General features: G+C 75.0%; 13 protein-coding genes. 6 read left to right on the top strand and 7 right to left on the bottom strand.

Annotated elements, in window-relative coordinates:
* Positions 1-69: 69 nt before the first annotated feature.
* The 3 genes from katG to ACIQ8B_RS25460 form a co-directional block, all read right to left on the bottom strand.
* Entirely contained in the window at positions 70-2295 is a 2226-nt protein-coding gene (gene katG, locus ACIQ8B_RS25450; protein ID WP_403549896.1) for a catalase/peroxidase HPI, read from the bottom strand.
* 531 nt (positions 2296-2826) lie between these two features.
* Complete coding sequence (locus ACIQ8B_RS25455; RefSeq protein ID WP_403549898.1) at positions 2827-3708, bottom strand: diacylglycerol/lipid kinase family protein; 882 nt, start codon at positions 3706-3708, stop codon at positions 2827-2829.
* A 220-nt stretch (positions 3709-3928) separates the two neighbouring features.
* Positions 3929-5524, bottom strand: a complete 1596-nt coding sequence (locus ACIQ8B_RS25460; protein WP_403549899.1) for an FAD-binding oxidoreductase — start codon at positions 5522-5524, stop codon at positions 3929-3931.
* 74 nt (positions 5525-5598) lie between these two features.
* On the opposite strand from ACIQ8B_RS25460, the gene ACIQ8B_RS25465 reads away from it, so the two are divergent.
* Together ACIQ8B_RS25465 and ACIQ8B_RS25470 are read left to right on the top strand one after the other, a co-directional pair.
* Positions 5599-6222 (top strand): TetR/AcrR family transcriptional regulator, encoded by a 624-nt coding sequence (locus ACIQ8B_RS25465; protein WP_403549901.1) that lies wholly within the window; start codon positions 5599-5601, stop codon positions 6220-6222.
* Positions 6219-7799: a glycerol-3-phosphate dehydrogenase/oxidase gene (locus tag ACIQ8B_RS25470; RefSeq protein ID WP_403549903.1), complete on the top strand. Its 1581-nt coding sequence runs from the start codon at positions 6219-6221 to the stop codon at positions 7797-7799. The genes ACIQ8B_RS25465 and ACIQ8B_RS25470 overlap by 4 nt, the downstream gene beginning before the upstream one ends.
* A gap of 190 nt (positions 7800-7989) precedes the next feature.
* Here ACIQ8B_RS25470 and ACIQ8B_RS25475 read toward each other — a convergent pair whose 3' ends face one another.
* From ACIQ8B_RS25475 to ACIQ8B_RS25485, 3 genes are all read right to left on the bottom strand, one after another.
* Complete coding sequence (locus ACIQ8B_RS25475; RefSeq protein WP_403549905.1) at positions 7990-10041, bottom strand: discoidin domain-containing protein; 2052 nt, start codon at positions 10039-10041, stop codon at positions 7990-7992.
* Positions 10042-10226: 185 nt separating this feature from the next.
* Positions 10227-12911 carry a glycoside hydrolase family 97 catalytic domain-containing protein gene (locus ACIQ8B_RS25480; RefSeq protein WP_403549906.1) on the bottom strand — a complete coding sequence of 895 codons (2685 nt, stop codon included), beginning with the start codon at positions 12909-12911 and terminating at the stop codon, positions 10227-10229.
* A 110-nt stretch (positions 12912-13021) separates the two neighbouring features.
* Entirely contained in the window at positions 13022-13369 is a 348-nt protein-coding gene (locus ACIQ8B_RS25485; protein WP_106415710.1) for a hypothetical protein, read from the bottom strand.
* A 126-nt stretch (positions 13370-13495) separates the two neighbouring features.
* Between ACIQ8B_RS25485 and ACIQ8B_RS25490 the strand changes: the two genes are divergently transcribed.
* The 3 genes from ACIQ8B_RS25490 (at position 13496) to ACIQ8B_RS25500 (ending at position 15977) form a co-directional block, all read left to right on the top strand.
* The gene (locus tag ACIQ8B_RS25490; protein WP_290008601.1) at positions 13496-14326 is read left to right on the top strand and encodes a PP2C family protein-serine/threonine phosphatase; all 831 of its coding nucleotides are present in this window, start codon (positions 13496-13498) and stop codon (positions 14324-14326) included.
* A 61-nt stretch (positions 14327-14387) separates the two neighbouring features.
* Positions 14388-15380, top strand: coding sequence for an MASE1 domain-containing protein (locus ACIQ8B_RS25495; RefSeq protein ID WP_403549907.1), 993 nt, complete (start codon positions 14388-14390; stop codon positions 15378-15380).
* A 21-nt stretch (positions 15381-15401) separates the two neighbouring features.
* Positions 15402-15977, top strand: a complete 576-nt coding sequence (locus tag ACIQ8B_RS25500; protein ID WP_403549909.1) for a hypothetical protein — start codon at positions 15402-15404, stop codon at positions 15975-15977.
* Between the two features lie 25 nt (positions 15978-16002).
* Here ACIQ8B_RS25500 and ACIQ8B_RS25505 read toward each other — a convergent pair whose 3' ends face one another.
* Entirely contained in the window at positions 16003-16869 is an 867-nt protein-coding gene (locus ACIQ8B_RS25505) for a hypothetical protein (protein ID WP_403549911.1), read from the bottom strand.
* Positions 16870-17708: 839 nt separating this feature from the next.
* On the opposite strand from ACIQ8B_RS25505, the gene ACIQ8B_RS25510 reads away from it, so the two are divergent.
* A complete protein-coding gene (locus tag ACIQ8B_RS25510) occupies positions 17709-18572 on the top strand; it encodes a hypothetical protein (RefSeq protein WP_403549912.1) in 864 nt (287 codons plus the stop codon).
* The last annotated feature ends 193 nt before the right edge of the window (positions 18573-18765 follow it).

An 18765-nucleotide genomic window follows, 5' to 3' on the forward strand; every position in this document is an offset into this window, starting at 1 on the left:
CCCCCTGGAGAGGGAACCGGCCCGGACGGGTGGATCGGCGCGCCGGAGGGACCGGACGGGCCGTGCGGATCAGACGAGGTCGAACCGGTCGAGGTTCATGACCTTGTCCCACGCCGTGACGAAGTCCCGCACGAACTTCTCCCCGGCGTCGTCGCTCGCGTAGACCTCGGCGAGGGCGCGCAGCTCGGAGTTGGAGCCGAACACCAGGTCGGCGCGGGAGCCGGTCCACTTCACCTCGCCGGTGGCGGCGTCGCGGCCCTCGAACGCGGTCCGGTCCTCGGACGTCGGCTTCCACGTGGTGCCCATGTCGAGCAGGTTGACGAAGAAGTCGTTGGTGAGGAGGCCCGGGGTCGCGGTGAACACGCCCTGGGACGACCGCTGGTGGGTGGCGCCGAGGACCCGCAGGCCGCCGACGAGCACCGTCATCTCGGGGGCGCTCAGGCCGAGCAGGTTGGCCTTGTCGACCAGCAGGTACTCGGCCCCCAGCCGGTTGCCCTTGCCCAGGTAGTTGCGGAAGCCGTCGGCGGTCGGCTCGAGCGCGGCGAAGGACTCGACATCCGTCTGCTCCTGCGTGGCGTCGACGCGGCCCGGGGTGAAGGGCACCTCGACGTCGAAGCCGGCGTCCTTGGCGGCCTTCTCCACGGCGGCGACACCGCCGAGCACCACCAGGTCGGCGAAGGAGACCCGCTTGCCGCCGGTCTGCCCGGCGTTGAACTCCTCCTGGACGCCCTCCAGGGCGCGGATGACGCCCGTGAGGCGGTCGGGGTCGTTGACCTCCCAGCCGCGCTGCGGCTCCAGGCGGATACGGCCGCCGTCGGCGCCGCCGCGCTTGTCGCTGCCGCGGAAGGAGGAGGCCGCCGCCCACGCCGTCGACACGAGGTCGGACACGGACACGCCGGTGGCGAGGACGCGCTCCTTCAGCGAGGCGATGTCGGCGGCGTCGACCAGCTCGTGGGTGCGCTCCGGCAGCGGGTCCTGCCACAGCAGCGTCTCCTCCGGGACCTCGGGGCCGAGGTAGAGGGACTTCGGGCCCATGTCGCGGTGGGTGAGCTTGTACCAGGCGCGGGCGAAGGCGTCCGCGAACTCCTCCGGGTTCTCGTGGAACCGGCGGGAGATCTGCTCGTAGACCGGGTCGAAGCGCAGCGCCAGGTCGGTCGTGAGCATCGTCGGCCGGTGCTTCTTCGAGGGGTCGTGCGCGTCGGGGATGACGGCCTCGGCGTCCTTGGCCACCCACTGCTTGGCGCCGGCCGGGGACTCGGTCAGCTCGTACTCGTACTCGAACAGGTTCTTGAAGAACCCGTTGCTCCACCGGGTCGGCGTGGCGGTCCAGGTGACCTCCAGGCCGGAGGTGACGGTGTCGGCGCCCTTGCCGGTGCCGTAGGTGTTCCGCCAGCCCAGACCCTGCTCCTCCATGGAGGCGGCCTCGGGGTCGGGGCCGACGTGGTCGGCGGGGCCCGCGCCGTGGGTCTTGCCGACGGTGTGGCCGCCGGCGATCAGGGCGACGGTCTCCTCGTCGTTCATCGCCATCCGGCGGAACGTCTCACGGATGTCGCGGGCCGCGGCGATCGGGTCGGGGTTGCCGCCCGGGCCCTCGGGGTTGACGTAGATGAGGCCCATCTGGACGGCGCCGAGCGGGTTCTCCAGCTCGCGGTCGCCGGAGTAGCGCCGGTCGTCGAGCCAGGTGGTCTCGGGACCCCAGTAGACGTCGTCCTCCGGCTCCCACACGTCCTCGCGGCCGCCGCCGAAGCCGAAGGTCTTGAAGCCCATCGTCTCCAGCGCGACGTTGCCCGCGAGGATCAGCAGGTCGGCCCAGGACAGGCTCTGGCCGTACTTCTTCTTCACCGGCCACAGCAGGCGGCGGGCCTTGTCGAGGTTGGCGTTGTCCGGCCAGCTGTTGAGCGGGGCGAACCGCTGCTGGCCGGAGCCGGCGCCGCCGCGGCCGTCGCTGATGCGGTAGGTGCCGGCGCTGTGCCAGGCCATGCGGACGATCAGCGGACCGTAGTGGCCGAAGTCGGCCGGCCACCAGTCCTGCGAGGTGGTGAGGACCTCGGCGATGTCCCGCTTCACCGCCGGCAGGTCGAGCGACCGGAACGCCGCCGCGTAGTCGAAGTCCTCGCCGAGCGGGTTCGCGGCCGGCGGGTTCTTCGCGAGGATCTTCAGGTTCAGACGGTCGGGCCACCACTGACGGTTGCCGCCGCCCTGGGTGGGGTGCGGCGCGCGATCGTGCGCCACCGGGCAGCCGCCTGCCTCCTCCGCCTTGGGATCGGTGACGATCGCGTCATGGTTCTCGGTCATGGAAGTCCTTCCGGGCGAAAAGGGTCCGTGCAGCTCAGGCACTGCGGGAGGTGGAACTTCCGGGGCACGGGCCCCGGGGGACGGCTTCGGCCCCGTCGGCCTCGAGGCCGTGGCCGACGGACGCGGCCCGGCAGGGCGGCTCGCCGGCCGCGCGGTCGTCCCCGGTCCGTCCCTCGTGGAGGGAGGCGCCGCCCGCCGGTGCGAGACGCCGCACCGGGCCCGCGGCGCTCGGCGCGTGCAGTCCCGCGGCGACGGTCCCGACGCCGCGACGGCCGCGACGACGGACGGTGTCGAGGAGCACGACGCGGGCGGGGGTCACGCGAAGCCCCGCACCGGGCGGCTCCCCGGCGGTGGCCGGGACGGCCGGGATGCGGTCATGCGCCGAACCTATCGCCGAGGACGCGAACAGTTCCAGAGAACGAACAGATCCAGTCTTGGGACGTGTCCGGTAATGGCCGGTGGCTCCCGGCTTGTGCACCGGCACCGGGCCGGGGACGCCGCTCACCTGCCCCGACGGCGTCCGGCCGGGGTTCAGTGGAGGACGTTCAGCGCCCCCGGAAGAATCCTCGCCGTGACGGGCAGGGTCGCCTCGACCTCTCCGTCCGTGCCGTACGGCATCGCCCGGTCGGCCTCGATGCGGATCTCGTGGCCGCGCAGGACGCGCACCTGGGGGCGGCGCACGTGGGTGCCGGTGCGCAGTTCGTTCATCAGGGCGAAGAACAGCAGGCGGGGCGCGTCCCGGATCATGACGACGTCCAGCAGGCCGTCGTCCAGCCGGGCGTCCGGGGCGACGAGGCGGCCGGATCCGTACGTACCGGAGTTGGCGGCCACCACGGTGTAGCCCGTGTGGGTGTGCTCCGTGCCGTCGACGGTGACCCGGTAGCGGGCCGGGCGCCAGGTGGTGACGGCCCGCAGGCCGCCCGCGTAGTAGGACGCCGAACCCCGCAGCAGGCGGGAGCGGTTGGCGTGCCGGTTGGCGAGCGCGTCCACCCCGGCGTAGACGCTGCCGAGCACGACGGTGCGGTCGTGCGCGGCCGAGGTGACCTCGATGGTGTCGACCGGGCGCGGCTCGGCGTGCAGCAGGAGCGCGGCCAGGGCCTCCGGGTCCCGGGGCAGGCCGAGCGCCCGGGCGAAGTCGTTGCCCCGGCCGGCCGGAACCAGGCCGAGCGCGGCACCGGTGCCGCTGAGGGCGCCGCCGACGCAGCCGGCCATGCCGTCCCCGCCGACGGCCAGCACGGTACGGCCCGACCGCCCGGCCGTGAGCGCCAGTTCCCTGGCGTGGCCCAGACTCCGGCTGTACTCGGTCACCAGTTCCGCGCCCGCCTCGCGCAGATGCCGGGCGACGGCGAGCAGCACGGCGGCGGAACCGGCCGCGCCCGCGGTGGGATTGACGACGGCGGTGAACTGTCGCATCGGGTGCCTCCGGGGGCGGCCGACGGGATGGGAAAGGGGTGCGGGACCCGGGCGGGCGTAGTGACCGGCGGGGTCACCGGACCGGTGGCCCGGGGCGGGCGGTGCGACCGGCGGCCACGGCCCGGGAGGAGGGCGCGGCGTGCGACCGGCGACCACGGTCCGGGAGGGGGGAGCCCGGTCGGCGGGCCTGCGCCACGCCCCGGGACGGGACCGGTGCCGGTCAGTCGGACGGCAGCAGGACGCCGGGGCTGAGGACCCCCGCCGGGTCCAGCCGGCGCTTCACCGCACGCAGTGCGTCGACGCCGAGCGGGCCCGCCTCGCGGAGGTACCAGTCGCGGTGGTCGGTGCCGACGCCGTGGTGGTGGCTGATGGTGCCGCCGGCGGCGAGGATCGCCTCGTTGGCGGCGTGCTTGGCGCGTGTCCAGTGCGCCACCGGATCCTCGCCCTGCGCGGACACCACCGTGAAGTACAGGGAGGCGCCGTTCTCGTAGACGTGGGAGATGTGGCACATGACCAGCGGCGGGGTGCCGGCCCCGGTGAGGGCGGCGGTGAGGGCGCCGCGGACGGCGGCGTACAGCCCGGGGAGGCGGGACCAGAACGTCGCCGTCTCCAGCGTCTCCGCGAAGGCCCCGGCGTCGAGGAGGGCGTCCCGCAGGTACGGCGCGGCGTAGCGGCCGTGGGCCCAGCGCCGGCCGGGCTCCTCGCCGAGAGGGGTGCCGCCGCACTCCCGCAGGACGGCGGCGGCGCGCTCGCGCCGGTACGTCGTGTCCTCCTCGGTGCCCTCGTAGCCGGCGACGGCGGTGCAGCCGTTCGCCCGGAGGCCGCCGGAGCCGATCGCCTCGGGGTGGGCGAGGCCGACGAGGGTCTCGGTCTCGTCGGACAGGCGCAGCACGGTGGGGCGGGGCCCGTCCTGGGCGAGCCGGCGCAGGGCGGCGGCGCCCGCGTCGAAGGTGGGGAACCTCCAGCCTTCGTGGACGCGGGTCCGCGGCACGGGGCGGACGCGTACGGTCACCGAGGTGATGACGCCGAAGGCGCCCTCCGAGCCGAGGAGGAGCTGGCGCAGGTCGGGGCCGGCGGCGGAGCGGGGGGCGCGGCCGGTGTCGAGGGTGCCCTCGGGGGTGGCGAGGGTGAGGGAGAGGACCATCTCGTCGAAGCGGCCGTACCCGGCGGAGGCCTGGCCGCTGGAGCGGGTGGCGGCGAAGCCGCCGATGGTGGCCCATTCGTAGGACTGCGGGAAGTGGCCCAGGGTGAAGCCGTGTCCGGCGAGGAGCGACTCGGCCTGCGGCGCCCGCAGGCCGGGCTGCAGGGTGGCGGTGCGGGAGACCGGGTCGAGGTCGAGCAGGCGGTTCATGCGCCGCAGGTCCAGGGCGACGAAGGGGCCGCGCGCCTCCGGGGCGAGGCCGCCGACGACGGAGGTGCCGCCGCCGAACGGCACGGCGGTCAGGCCGTGTTCCGCGCACAGCCGGAGCACGGCCAGCACCTCGTCGTGCGTGGCGGGCAGCAGGACGGCCGCGGGAAGCGCGGCGGCGAGGTCGCCGCCGCGGATGCGCAGCAGGTCGGGGGTGGACTTGCCGCGGGTGTGCCGGACGCGGGTCTCGGCGTCGGTGCGGACGTGGGCCTCGTCGCCCAGCGCGGCGGCGAGGGCGCGGTGCGCGTCGGGGGCGAGCGGGCTCGCGGGGACGGGCAGGTCCTCCAGGGCGACGGGCGCCGTCTCCCGCGGCTTGACGCCGAGCAGGTCGCGCAGCAGCCCGGTCACCGCGTCGGGCAGCGGGGCCGCCCGCTGCGGGTCGCCCCAGCCGCTCCAGAGCATGTCCATGTCTGTCGTCCTCACGGGTCGGAAGAGAGCGATGCCGTCGCCCGACGGCCTCACGTGGCGTTACACTGTGACACATGACGCCTATTCGTCACAACGGCTCGGCAGGTAACGGCTCGGCAGGTTCGGACAACGACGCGGTGCTCGACGCGGTACGCGACTGCGTGCTGGCCGTCGGGGTCCGCCGCACCACGCTCACCGACGTGGCCCGCCGCGCCGGCGTCTCCCGCATGACGCTGTACCGGCGCTGGCCCGACGTACGGTCCCTGGTCGGCGACCTGATGACCCGGGAGTGGATCGCGGTGGCCACCGGAGCCCTGCCCGAGCGCAGACCGGACGTGTCCGCGCGGGAGCTGCTCACCGAGGGACTCGTCGTCGCGGTGCGGGACTTCGTGGCCCACCCGCTCTTCCGCAAGATCCTCGACGTCGACCCCGAGCTGCTCCTCCCCTACGTGCTGGACCGCCGCGGGGCGAGCCAGGAGGCCCTGCTGGAGCTGCTGGCCGGTGTGCTGCGCGAGGGGCACGCCGACGGCTCGGTGCGCGTCGCGCCCGTCGCACGGCAGGCGCGGTCGGTGCTGCTGATCGTGCAGTCCTTCACCCTGTCCCTGCGGACCATGACCGACGAGGACGACCCCGAGCTGACCGCCGAGGCGTTCCTCGGCGAGCTGCGCGGCATCCTGGAGAGGACCCTCACGCCATGACCCCCCTCAGCGGCTCGTCCCTGTCCGCCGCCCGGCGCGCCCGCGAACTGACCGGCTCCGTGAACGGCGACGCCGTGGACGTGCTGGTCGTCGGCCTCGGCGTGACCGGCGCGGGCGCCGCCCTGGACGCCGCGGCGCGCGGACTGCGGGTGGTGGCCGTCGACGCTCACGACCTGGCGTTCGGCACCTCCCGCTTCAGCAGCAAGCTGGTCCACGGCGGGCTCCGCTACCTGGCCTCCGGCCGCCTCGACGTCGCCCACGAGAGCGCGGTGGAGCGCGGGATCCTGATGGAGCGCACGGCGCCCCATCTGGTCCACGCCCAGCCGTTCGTGCTGCCGCTCACCCCGCTGGTGTCGCGCGGTCAGGCAGCCCTGGCACGGGCCGGTTTCCACGCCGGGGACACCCTGCGGCTGGCGGCGCGCACGGCGCGGGCCACGCTCCCGGCGCCGCGCCGGCTCTCCGTGGTGGAGACCCGCCATCTCGCGCCCGCGCTGCGGCTCGACGGTCTGCGCGGCGGACTGCTGTCGTGGGACGGGCGGCTCACCGACGACGCCCGGCTGGTGACCGCGCTGGCCCGTACGGCCGCCGCGCGCGGCGCGCGGATCCTCACCCGCGTCCGGGCGCTGGAGCTGACCGCGACCGGTGCGCGGGTCCGGGACGAGCGCACCGGCGAGGAGGGCGAGATCCGCGCTTCCGCGGTGATCAACGCCGCCGGGGTGTGGGCGGGCGGCCTCGTCGACGGGGTCCGCATCCGCCCCTCCCGCGGCACCCACCTCGTGCTCCGCCCGGAGAGCCTCGGACCGCTGGCCGCGGGACTGCACATCCCCGTGCCCGGGGAGACCAACCGCTTCGTCCTGGTCCTCCCCCAGGACGACGGCCGGGTCTACGTCGGCCTCACCGACGAACCCGTGGACGGCGACATTCCCGACGTCACCGAGGCCCCGGAGACGGACATCGGCTTCCTGCTGGACGTCCTCGGCTCGGTCCTGCACGCACCGGTGCACCGCGACGACGTGGTGGGCGCGTTCGCCGGTCTGCGCCCCCTGCTGGACACCGCGCCGGAGCACGCGGACGCGCCGCCGCGGACCGCCGACATCTCCCGGCGCCACGCGGTGCTGACCTCGTCGGAGGGCGTCGTCACGGTGGTCGGCGGCAAGCTCACCACGTACCGGCGGATGGCCGAGGACGCCGTCGACGCGGCCGTCCGGCTCCGGGGTCTGGCCGCCGGCCCGTCCACCACCGCCTCCCTGCCCCTGGTGGGCGCGGCTCCGCCGCACGCCCTCGCCGTCCTGCCCGCGCCCCGCCGCCTCGTCCGCCGCCACGGCACCGAGGCGCCGGCGGTCCTGGCGCTCGCCGAGCGCGACCCCCGTCTCACCGGGCCGGTCCTGCCCGGCCACCCGGTCACCGGCGCGGAGGTGCTGTGGGCCGTGCGGCACGAGGGCGCGCTGGACGAGGAGGACGTCCTGGACCGCCGTACCCGCATCGGCCTGGTCCCGGCCGACCGTGCCGCGGCGCTGGACGCGGTGCGCGTTCTGCTGGCGGAGGACCTTCCGCGGAGCACCCGCCGCCCCGTGTGACGGTCGCCGCCGGGTCGCCGGCCTCGTGCCGCTCCGCGAGGAGTGAGGCATGCCCCGTGAGGGGTGCGGCGACGAGGCGCGGCAGACAGCCGTGGCCGGACGGCTGTGTCGCGCCGAGGGGCCGGAGAAGCCGTACCGGGCCGCCACGACCAGGGGCGCGGGCGAGCACCCGGCGCGCGCTTCCTCTTCCTCAGCCGCCGTGCACCCCGACCTCGCGGAGCGAATATCCCCACCGCGTCCCCCGGTCCAGGAACCGCAGGCGGACGTGACGGGCCTCGACGGGGGTGAACACGGCCGTGTCCAGCCCGCCGTCGCCCGCGGTCGTGGACCGGACGGTGCGCCAGTGCGTGCCGTCGGCCGACACGTCGACGCGGTACGAAGTGGCGTACGCGCGTTCCCAGTCGAGGGTGACGCGTCCGACCCGGTGGGTCGCGCCGAGGTCGAGGCTCAGCCACTGGTCGTCGGTCCGGTCGCCGGCCCAGCGGGTGCTCCGGTCGCCGTCCACGGCCCGGGCGGGCGCATGGTCGGTGAACGGGTTCCACTCGGTGGAGGAGGCCGTCGCCCGGGCGCCCCGGGCGAGGTTCTCCGCCGGGCGGTGCCGTTCGGTGGCGCCCCACGTCCCCAGGTAGGACTCGGCGCCCCGGAAGAGGTCGTCCACCACGTCCTGCCCGCCGACGCGCCGGATGTCCTCGATCCAGTCGGGCACCAGCCCGTAGTGCGCCGCTCCGTCGGTGTTCAGGTCCCAGGTGCGCCGCCCCGTGGTCTGCCGGTCGAGGACGGAGCCGCCGTCGGCGCTGCGGAAGGGATAGCGGACGGGGTTCGGGGCGTCCGCGCCGCGCGGGGCGGGCCAGCCGCCGACGCCGTTCATGTCGGTGCCGAAGCCGTAACCGACGCCGTACGTGTCCCGCAGTTCTTCCGTGCGCCCGGCCTCGGCGACGAACTGCTCGGAGCCGTTCATGTACTGGGCGGTGAACCCGCCGAGCCGGTAGAGGCGTTCGGTCCAGTCCAGGTCCATCCAGCTGTGCGAGGAGAGGACGCCCGGGTAGGACGCGGCCTCGAAGAGGTCGAGGACCCGGCCGGCCGCCTTGACGCTCATGTGGTCGATCTCGAGCATCATGGTGCGCTGCATCAGGCCGCGCACGGCGTACTCGCCGAGGTCGGTCAGCCCGCGCACGTTGCACCGCGCGTCCGCGTCGTAGGCCGGGACCTCCACACCCGCGGGGAGGTGTCGTTCGGCGCCGGGGGCGGCGGCGAGGCCGATGGGGTTGTCGTGCTGCGGGCCGGTGCACGGCTCGGTGCGCCAGAAGGTGCCGGTGGACAGGAACTGCCCGACGTTGACGGCGGTGCCGAGCGCGCCGGGGTCGAAACGCACCCCGCACAGCGCGTTGTCGAACTTGTGGCACAGGAACATGCTGCGCACGCCCAGGTCGTACAGCTCGTCGAGGCCGGCGTCGATGTCGTCCCGGTCGCACTGCGCGACGTCCAGGACCTGCTTGCAGCCGAAGGGCTCCGACATCTCGACTCCGAGCACCACGGCCAGCTTGCCCTGCTCGATCACCTCACGCGCCTGCGCGCTGTCGGTGACGATCCGGAACCATCCCTTGCCCGGCCCGCCGTACATGGCGTCGACGTGGTCCTGCATCCGGTAGGTGAGCCGGGCCTGGAGGCGGATGGAGGTCATCTCGTCGCAGCCGCGGTCCTTGAAGAAGTACACCGAGCAGATGACGCCGTTGGTGACGAGGTCGTTGACCAGCACGCGCTGGCCGCCCCGCCAGGCGCGCTCGATCCAGGCGTAGTAGTTCTGCTGGTGGGTCAGCGAGTCGTGCGCGGGCCAGTCGGCGAAGGTGGGCCAGCCGTCCGGGTCGTGGCGGCCGTCACCGCCGTTGGTGAGGAAGTCGAAGACGGCGAGGGAGCCGTCGGGATAGTGCTCGGGGCAGTCCTTGAGCGCGTCCGCGATGCCCTTCTCGGAGAACGCCTTGCCGCAGATGAGCCGTCCGCCGAAGGCCTCGTTGGACATGATGTGGTTGTGCGCGTCGACGAATCCGCGCACCCGGCCGGCGGAGTCGGTCCCCTTGAACGGCTCACCGGTCACATCGATCCGCGAGTCCGGGGCGGGCCTGGCGACCGGGTCCCACCAGGGGCCGTCGGCGGCGGAACTGGAGGTGGGCGTGAGCGCGGCGGCCAGGACGAGGAGGAGCAGCGTCACGACCCCGAGGGGTCGTCCTGTGCGAGAGGTGGTCACCGGCGGGTCCCTCCGTCGACGGAGCGGTCATGGCCGAACTCGCCCTGCGAGGCGCCACGATCCGCACAGATCCCCCCTCGGGAGCGTCGCTACTTGTGCGTACACTGTCAAGTCTGCGCGCACGCCCGCGTCCGCCGGACGGGCGGGTCCACGGCCCTTCCGCCCGTGGACCCGCCCGTCCGCCGCTACGGCGTGAGCCGCGCGTCCGCCCAGTCGGCGTGGTCGGAGTCGACGCCGTCCCCGCCGTCCAGCACCCGCAGGGCCAACTGCCGTACGCCGGTGACGTCCACGTCGACGCGCAGGGCCGGGTCGGCGCCGCCGAGCACCTCGGTGGTCAGCAGGCTCCGGCCGTCGCCGAGCGCCTCGAAGGCCACGGTGCCCTTGCCGCCGACCTCGTCGTCGACCCCGACCACGGCCGCGAACCGCCGGTACCGGCCGTCGAGTGCGACGACCACCTCGCCGGCCGCGTGCGTCCCGAGGCCCTTGTCGTACACCGCGCCCCGCAAGGTGAGCGGCCGCCCGTCGGCGGGGTCGCGCTCACCGTTGGACATGTCGCGCTCGACCGGCCCCCACCCGTTGCGCCCGGTGATGAACGGCAGGTCGCTCACGTAGGTGACGCCCGGCTCCGGCACGAACACCCGCACCGAGCGCTCCGCCCGCAGCACCCCGGAGCCCGGCCGGTGGGGCGTGCGGTACTCCGCGCGCACGGTCAGGTCGTAGCCGCCGGGCCGCACGTCCGACGGCGCCCGCACGGTCCAGTCGCCCGACAGTTCCTCCCCCGTGGGCAGTCCGGCGGCCGTGGGGTCCTCGCCGTCGACGGTCCAGCCGTCGGGGGCGCCGAGCGTCAGCCGGACCTCCGTGGCGGGCCCGGACTCCTCCACCGCGAAGCGGCCGGTGACGGCGACGGAGCCTCCCGGGTCCGTCTCGGCGCGCGCCGGACCGGCGGTGAGCGCGGTGAGCGGCAGCCGGGTCACCGGCCGGTCGCAGGTGTCGCGGCCGGGCGTGAACCGGCAGACCTGCGCGGCGAATCCGCCGTGCTCGGCCGTCGGCACGTCCAGGGCGTCCCGGCGGGTGACGAGGTGCCGTTCGCGCAGCAGCCCGCCGTCCTCGCCGTCCCGGACGACCTCCGCCAGCCAGCGTCCGCCGCCCAGGAAGTCCAGTGGCACCCGCTCCGTCCCGGCCGCACCGGCGTGGACGCCGCCCAGGAACCAGCGGTCGCCGTGGCGCCGGGCGAACGTCGCGCTCTTCCCGGGCCGCCCGGACAGCAGGCGCGTCTCGTCCCACACGGCCGGCACCTGCTCCAGGAACCGGGCCAGCTCCGGCCGCTCCCGGTAGGCGGCGACCGAGCCGGCGAAGTTCTGGAAGCCGGACTCGAAGACCACCGACAGCGCCAGTTCGGCCGCGTCGGAGACGGTCCGGGTGCCGAACTGGAAGCCCATCGGCGTGTAGTCCATCGAACCGACCACGTTGCGGGTGTACGGCAGCGCCGTCAGCCCCGCCGCGGGCACGGTGCCCTGCTCGGCGCCGTACACCGCCTCCAGGGTCATCACGTGCGGCCAGGTCCGCTGGACGCCCTTGGGCAGGGTCGCGCCGTGGAAGTTGACGAGCAGCCGGTGCCGGGCGGTGTCCCGGAGGACGGCGTCGTACCAGCGGAAGCGCTCCTGGGAGTCGGAGTCCATGAAGTCGATCTTCAGTCCGGCCGCGCCCCACTGCTTCACCCGGGGCAGGAACTCGGCGCGCTCGGCCGCCGTGTCCAGGTCGCTGTAGTGCACCCACAGCAGGACCTCGACGCCCCGCTGCCGGGCGTACGCGATCAGCTCGGGCATCCAGCCGGTGGTCTTCCAGCCGTCGTCGACCAGGGTGTACGGCCAGCCGTGGGCCGCGGCGAGGTCGACGAAGCGCTGCTGGGCGGCGAGGTCGCGCTGTGCGGCGCCGAAGCCGTCCAGCCAGGACCAGGCGACCTTGCCGGGCCGGATCCACGAGGTGTCCGCGATGCGCGACGGCGGGGCGAGGTCGTCGACGAGGGTGGACTCCGTGACGGTGGCGAGATCGCCGACGACGGCCGTCCGCCAGGGCGTGGCCAGCGGCCCCCGCGAGGTCACCTCCGGGTCCGCCAGGCGCACCGCGTAGCGCCCGTCGCCCTCGTGCACCAGCCGGCTCGCGTCGTACCGGCCGTCGACGTCCGACTCGGTGAGCAGGGCGTACGTGTCCCCGGCCTGGAACAGCGCCGGGTAGGCGTAGGCGCCGGCGGCCGCGCCCGCCGCGGTGGCCGGGGCGTACAGGCGCTCGTAGTTGACCGAGTAGGGCGTGAGCCAGGCCCGCGCGGCGGCGGGCGGCCGGAACGCGGACGCCTCCCGCCGGACCGTGACCGTGCCGGGGCCGGGCAGGACGTAGCGGTAGGCGACGCCGTCGGCGGCGACCCGGACCACCAGGCCGAGGCGGGCGCCGTCCCGGCCGGTGAAGGTGAACCGCGTCTCCGTCATGCGCGCGGTGCGGCGGAGCCGTTTGCCGGTGGTCATGGCGTACCGCTCGGTCACCTGCCGGGTGTGCCGGGACTCCGCGCGCAGTCCCGAGGTGAGGTCGGCTGCGGAGGTGACGATGCCGAGGGGAGCCGGTTCGAGCACCGTGGTGGCGCCCTTGCGCGCGGTCAGGGTGAGGGTGCCGCCCGCGGGGTCGAGGCGCACGACGGCCGTGACGCCGTCCCGCGGCGCGCCGGGCTGGTGCACGGTCCAGGCGCCGCCCCGCCCGGCGGCCTGCGCGGGCGGGGTGAGGGCGGACAGGGCGAGCACGGCGCAGAGCAGCAGGGTGAGGAGGGCGGCGGGGAGCGTCCGGCGCGGGCCGCCTGGCGCTGAGCGCGACGATCTGGGCACGGGGGCCTCCGTCCAAGAGGTGACATCGTTGTCGGGCTGGATCGCGGGACAACCCTTCCCACTCACCCGCTCCTCAACCGCCGTGTGTCACAAGGCGGTTCGGCAACGGCTCAATCCCTTCCGGTCTCGTAGTGCAGCGAGATGGAGCGCAGGACGTCGGCGGACGACACGTCGGTGCGGCCCTCGTCGTGGATCTCGGCGAGCTGGACGAAGGCGAAGGTGAGCGCCGAGGTGATCTGCACGATGGCCGGCCCGAGCTTCTCGGTGACGATCTCCGCCACCTCGCGCGCGGTGGCGTCGGCCGGGAGCTGGATGCGCGGCAGCATGTCCTCCAGGAGTCCGGCCACCGCACTGTCGGCGGTCACGTCGGCGTCCGGGTCCGCACGCAGCCGGCGCCGCATCTCCAGGGCCTCCGTGAGGATGCCGACGCTCCGCTGCATGATCTCGCGCTGCTCCATGCGGCCAGCCTTCACACCGACTGGCCCGGCCAAACGCGTTCTGCCTATCATCCTGACGCATGCGGCTTTTCTCCGGTTCGTCCCTTTCGAGGGGGCCGGGAGTGTCCCCGTCCGAGTGAGTGATCCATGTCCCGCACCGGCTCCAAGGACCACGGCGACGAGCTGCTGACCAGGCTCGGGACGCTGACGGCCCAGGCCCGTGCGGCGGCGGAGGTGCAGCGCTCCCGGGTGGAGCTGGCCGTGGCCCTGCAGCGCGGGATGCTGCCGAGGGGGCTGCCCACCGCCGACGGCGTACGGCTCGCGGTGCGGTACGTGCCCGCCAACCAGGGCCTCAACGTGGGCGGCGACTGGTACGACGCCTTCACCATGCCCGACGGGCGGATCGGCCTGTCCATCGGCGACGTGCAGGGGCACAACATCGAGGCGGCCGCCTTCATGGGGCAGGTCCGGGTCGGGCTGCGGGCGCTGGCCTCCGTGGACAGCGACCCGGGCGAGCTGCTGGCGCGGACGAACGAGCTGCTGCTGACGCTGAGCTCGGACCTCTTCGCGACCTGCACCTTCATGCGCCTCGACCCGGTGACCCGGCTGCTGGAGAGCGCCCGCGCCGGTCATCTGCCGTGCGTGTGGGCCACCGCGGACGGGCGGTCCGGCGTGACGGACGACGAGGGCGGTCCGCCGCTGGGCGTGCAGTCCGGCGCGGTGTTCCCGGTGACCCGGTACCGGCTGGACTCCGGCGGGGTGTTCGTGATGGTCACCGACGGGGTCGTGGAGGGTCCGTCGCTGCATCTGGACGAGGGGCTGGAGCAGGTGTCGCGGCTCGCGGGCATCGCGGCGGTGGCGGGCATGGACGCGGACGCGCTCGCCGCCGCCGTGATCAAGGGCGCGACCGAGGTGGGGCACGACGACGACGCGGCGGTGCTGGTGATCGGGCACGACCGGCTGGGCGGTCAGCCATAGGGCCGACAGCCCCGCGCCTCCCGCCTCGCCGTCGCGGCCGCCTCGGTGTGTGATGGCAGGTGTGGTGGCTCGCCAGGATCTCCGTGCACCGGCCGTCTACGCGCTCCAGACGCTGGCCGTCGCCGCCTGCTGCTACGCCGGGGGCCGCCTCGGGCTGCTGTACGAACTGACCGTCGACGGCTCGGTGGTGTCCCCCGTCTGGCCGCCGACCGGGGTCGCCGTCGCCTCCCTGCTGCTCTTCGGACCGCGCTGCTGGCCGGGCATCACCCTGGGCGCGCTGCTGGTGCTCGTCCGTCTCACGTCGTTGGAGTGGTCCTCGCTGGGCGTGCTCCTCGGCGCCACCGTGGCGCCGCTGTGCGCGTACCTGTTGCTGCGCAGGGCGGGTTTCCGCACCGGCCTCGGCCGGTTACGCGACTGCCTCAGCCTGGTGTTCCTCGGCGGGTTCGCCGCCATGCTGATCAGTTCCACGACCGGCGCGCTGGTGCTCCTCGGCACGGGCGACCTGCCGGCCGGACGCTTCTGGCCGGTGTGGCTGGCCTGGTGGGTGGGCGACGCGATGGGGGTGCTGCTCGTCGCCCCGGTGCTGCTGATCCTGCCCCGGGCGCGCTCCCCCGTGCACTGGAGACGCTGGAAGGAGGCGCTGGGCCTGGCGGCGGTCGCGGGCGTCCTCGTGCCGTTCGCCACGCACGGCTCGGACAGTCTGCTGTTCTCCGTCCAGCCGCTGCTGATCTGGGCGGCGCTGCGGTTCGAGCTGCCCGGCAGCATGCTGTGCGCCCTGTTCGCCTCCCTGCTGGCGACGGACGCGGCGACCGAACGGGCGGGCACGTTCGCGCATCTGTCGGACCTGCAGGTCATGGTCAGTCTGCAGGCGTTCAACGCGGCGGCGGCCCTGACCTCGCTGCTGCTGTCCGCGGTGATCACCGAGCAGCACAACACCCGGCGGTCCGTGGAGCGGGCGTGCCAGGAACTGGTGGAGGTGCTGGAGCATCTGACCGCGGGCGAGTCCGCCCCGCCCGGACGGCCGCAGCGGGAGGAGGACCGTGGCGCGGGCTGAACGACGGGGCGAACGAGCGGCGTGCGCGAGCGGCTGGGCCGACGTGACCCGTTCTCCGGCCGCGGGGCGCCGTACTCCGGTGCGCACGACGACGAGGTGCTCGACGCGGGCGTGGAGCGGTTCGCCGCCGGCCCGACGGCCGTGCGCGACCAGTCGTACGGCAGCGGCCTCGCCGGGCGGGCGGCGGTCCCGGCGCCGATGCCGCACGCCGAGGACGGCCCGGCCGCGTACGTCGGGCACGGGGCGGCCTGCCGTCACGTGTTGCGGGGCGCGCACCGCGAGCGGCGGCTGGCGCGGACGTTCAGCGACGGGCGCTCCGCGCTGAGCGGCGCCGGGCGGGCCGCCCCGCCGGCGGCACCGGAGCGCTGGGCGCGCACGGGGCAGTGGCCGGTCGCCGCGGCCGGTCACCGCCTCCTGCCCCGCGTTCGGCCGCGTGCGCGCCACCGGGCGCTTCCACGACCCGGAGCACCGGCCTACCGGCCGGCGTCGCACGCCTCGCGGGTGGGACCCCGCCCGGGCGGCACGTCCCGGCCGGCGATGACGGCCGCGCGGGAGAAAGGCTGGAGCCGCGTCCCGGGGACAGGCGTCGCCCCCTGACGTGCCGGCCCGCCCGGGGCGGCGGTCATGCGCGCAGGGACGCGGCGTCGCCCATGACGACCACCGGGCGCAACGCGGGGTCGAGGGCGAGCAGCAGGTCCCGCATGTGCTGTTCCTCCAGGCTCACGCAGCCCTGGGTGGGGCCGTCGTGGTCGACGTGCAGCCAGATGCCGCCGCCCCGGTCGGCGCCCAGCGGCCGGGTCAGGTCCAGCGGGGACGCACCGGGTTCGCGGTTGTAGTCGATGGCGACGACGTAGTCGAAGGACCCCTCCAGCGGTTCGCCCTCGAAGCCGGTGCCGCTGACGACGAATCCGTCCGACCGGTCGTAGGGCAGCCGGGTGCCGGGGTCGGGGAGCAGTCCGCCGGCGTCGGAGAGGGTGTAGACGCCGATGGGCGAGCGCAGGTCGCCCGCCCGGTGGTCGTCGGTCCAGCCCTTCAGCGCGTTGCGGGCGGGCCAGACGGGACCGGCCTCCCAGCCGGTGCCGGTGTGCCGGTACAGCACGGCCTCGGAGTGGTTGGCGTTCCGGTCGCGTCCGGTGACCACGAGCACCTGGCGGGCGCCGGCCGGGATCCAGGCCCGGGTGCGGGGGCCGAGGCCGGGGATGACGGCGGGCGCCTCGGTGGCCGGGCGGCTCTGCGCGGTGCCGGCCGCTCCGGCCACCGGGGCGGTCGCGGACGGGTTCTCGCGCGCGGTGCTGCCGGTGGCGGCCGGGTCGTCCCGGACGTCCGTGCCGCTGCCCGCCCCGCACCCGGCGAGGGCGGCGAGGACGACGAGGACGACGGCCCGCAGCCACACCCCGGTGCGGAGGCGGACGGGTCCGGCTGACGGCCGCCGGGCGGCGCCGGACGCGGCGCGGGGCGCACGGTCCGGGCAGTCGATCATTGAAGCCATGCCCTCAGCGTGACTTCGTCTTCCCGTGAACGCCTCGGCTCCCCGCACGCGTCCGCGCGAAGTCCCCCGTCCGCGTCGCCCGCAACCGGTGCCGCCCGCGGCGGGGCACTCCCTGACAAGGGGCCGTACGGGTGGCGGGCCCGCACCCAGGCGTGGGGTGCGGGCCCGCCGGACGGAGCAATCGGCGTGTGAACGCCTGCCGGCCGATCACGAAAGTGACGCCTGGTTCGATCAGCACGTCACCTTCCGCCGAACCGGTGAGGGTGACGTGCGTCAGGGTGGCGCCGCCCCGGCCCCTGCCCCCGGCGGGGAAGCCGGCGCCGTCGTCGGACTCGCCGACGGTGACGTCCGAGATCCGCACGTCCGGCACGGCGCCCCCGCCTGTCGTGGACCGGACGCCGTCGTACGCCGAGTCGTGGAGCGCGATGCCCGGGTGGTTCCCGTAGCCGTCCGTGCGCCCGTCGTCGGCGTGGTCTGCCACGAAGGAGTGAATCGTGCAGGACGCCTCGACGGGTGGGACCGGTCCCGTCGGCCGGTGGCTGACCGGGGCTCCCTCCCGCGTCCTCGCCGTCCACCTCGACCGCGGACGGCCGGGCCGCGTTCCAGCCGGTGACGGCGGTCACCCGGACGCGCGGACACCGCACGTCACGCTTCGGACGGCGAGGACGACGGTGTTGCCGCGGTCGGAGCCGAAGCGGCGGGCGGTGAGCGGAGCCCCCTCGAGTCCCACGGACGTCAACCGGGCACCCCTTCGGGAGTGTGCGGAGGAGAAACGGTCAACCCCGTCCGGCCGTACCATGACTGGCCACCGGCAGACCCCACGACGAAAGGACACCCGCATGTCCGACCACTCGACCGTCGCCACCACCGATCTCACGTCGCAGTACGTCGCCCAGGTCGCGAACGACCTCGAGCGCAACAGCAAGGAGCAGGAGCGGGTCAGCGCCGAGATTGCGGAGCTGCAGGGGCAGTTGGCCGCGCTCCAGCGCGACCACGCCCTGCTGGTGAAGATGCAGCAGGCGCTGGACCTGGCGGCCGCGCCCGCGGGTGCCGCGGCGCCTGTCGTTCCCGCGGCGGACGCCGGGGGCGGCGTCGAACCCGCCTCGGTCACCGAGTCCTCGGACGAGCAGCGGGCCGAGAAGCCGGCCGGGAAGGCGGCCGTGTCCGGTCAGGCCGCCGTGCCCGCTCCGCGCGGCCGCAGCGGCCTCAAGTCCGGGGCGGAGAAGCCGAAGCGGTCCCGGAAGAAGGTGACGGCGGGCACCGCGGCCAAGGCCGAGGACACCTCCTCGACGACGGCCGGGGGCACGTCCGCCGATGCGGCGAAGTCCGGCCGTGCCACGTCCGCGCGCAAGCCGGCCACCGCGAAGCCCGCGGAGAAGGCGTCGGCGGTGAAGGCGCCGCGCAGGGCAACGGCCTCGGCTGAGGCTTCGGCTCCTGCCAAGGGCGACGCGCCGAAGCTGGTCGACCTCGTCCGCCGGCATCTGGGCGAGCAGAACGAGCCGCGCTCGGCGGCGGAGGTCGCCGCGGCGCTGGGCGCGGCGCACCCCGGACGCGCCGTCAAGGTGACGGTGGTCCGCTCCACGCTGGAGGGTCTCGTCGCGCGCAACCAGGCCCAGCGCACCAAGCAGGGCACCTCGGTGTTCTACACCGCGCCCGACGGCGGCACGCCGGCCCCGGAGCGGGCGTCGGACGCGCGGACCTGAGGCCGGCCGGCCGCGTCCACGGGCGCGGCGCGGGTGGCGCACCTCCCCCGGACCACCCCCACGGCGTCGTCGTCCACACGCACATCGGTCACCGCCCGCTCCAGGGACGGGGCGTCCGGGCCGACGGCGAGGAACGTCCGGGAGCAGCCCTCCAGTCCGTCGGAGCGCATCCCTGACCGGGACGGGCGGCCCG

Source organism: Streptomyces sp. NPDC096105, assembly GCF_044763335.1.
Classification (GTDB): domain Bacteria; phylum Actinomycetota; class Actinomycetes; order Streptomycetales; family Streptomycetaceae; genus Streptomyces.

Excerpts from the sequence above, each read along its gene's own strand:
- ACIQ8B_RS25505 (WP_403549911.1), bottom strand. The coding sequence starts at position 16,869 with ATGGCTTCAATGATCGACTGCCCGGACCGTGCGCCCCGCGCCGCGTCC.
- ACIQ8B_RS25455 (WP_403549898.1), bottom strand. The coding sequence starts at position 3,708 with ATGCGACAGTTCACCGCCGTCGTCAATCCCACCGCGGGCGCGGCCGGT.
- ACIQ8B_RS25460 (WP_403549899.1), bottom strand. The coding sequence starts at position 5,524 with ATGGACATGCTCTGGAGCGGCTGGGGCGACCCGCAGCGGGCGGCCCCG.
- ACIQ8B_RS25485 (WP_106415710.1), bottom strand. The coding sequence starts at position 13,369 with ATGGAGCAGCGCGAGATCATGCAGCGGAGCGTCGGCATCCTCACGGAG.
- ACIQ8B_RS25490 (WP_290008601.1), top strand. The coding sequence starts at position 13,496 with ATGTCCCGCACCGGCTCCAAGGACCACGGCGACGAGCTGCTGACCAGG.
- ACIQ8B_RS25470 (WP_403549903.1), top strand. The coding sequence starts at position 6,219 with ATGACCCCCCTCAGCGGCTCGTCCCTGTCCGCCGCCCGGCGCGCCCGC.
- ACIQ8B_RS25465 (WP_403549901.1), top strand. The coding sequence starts at position 5,599 with ATGACGCCTATTCGTCACAACGGCTCGGCAGGTAACGGCTCGGCAGGT.
- katG (WP_403549896.1), bottom strand. The coding sequence starts at position 2,295 with ATGACCGAGAACCATGACGCGATCGTCACCGATCCCAAGGCGGAGGAG.
- ACIQ8B_RS25510 (WP_403549912.1), top strand. The coding sequence starts at position 17,709 with ATGTCCGACCACTCGACCGTCGCCACCACCGATCTCACGTCGCAGTAC.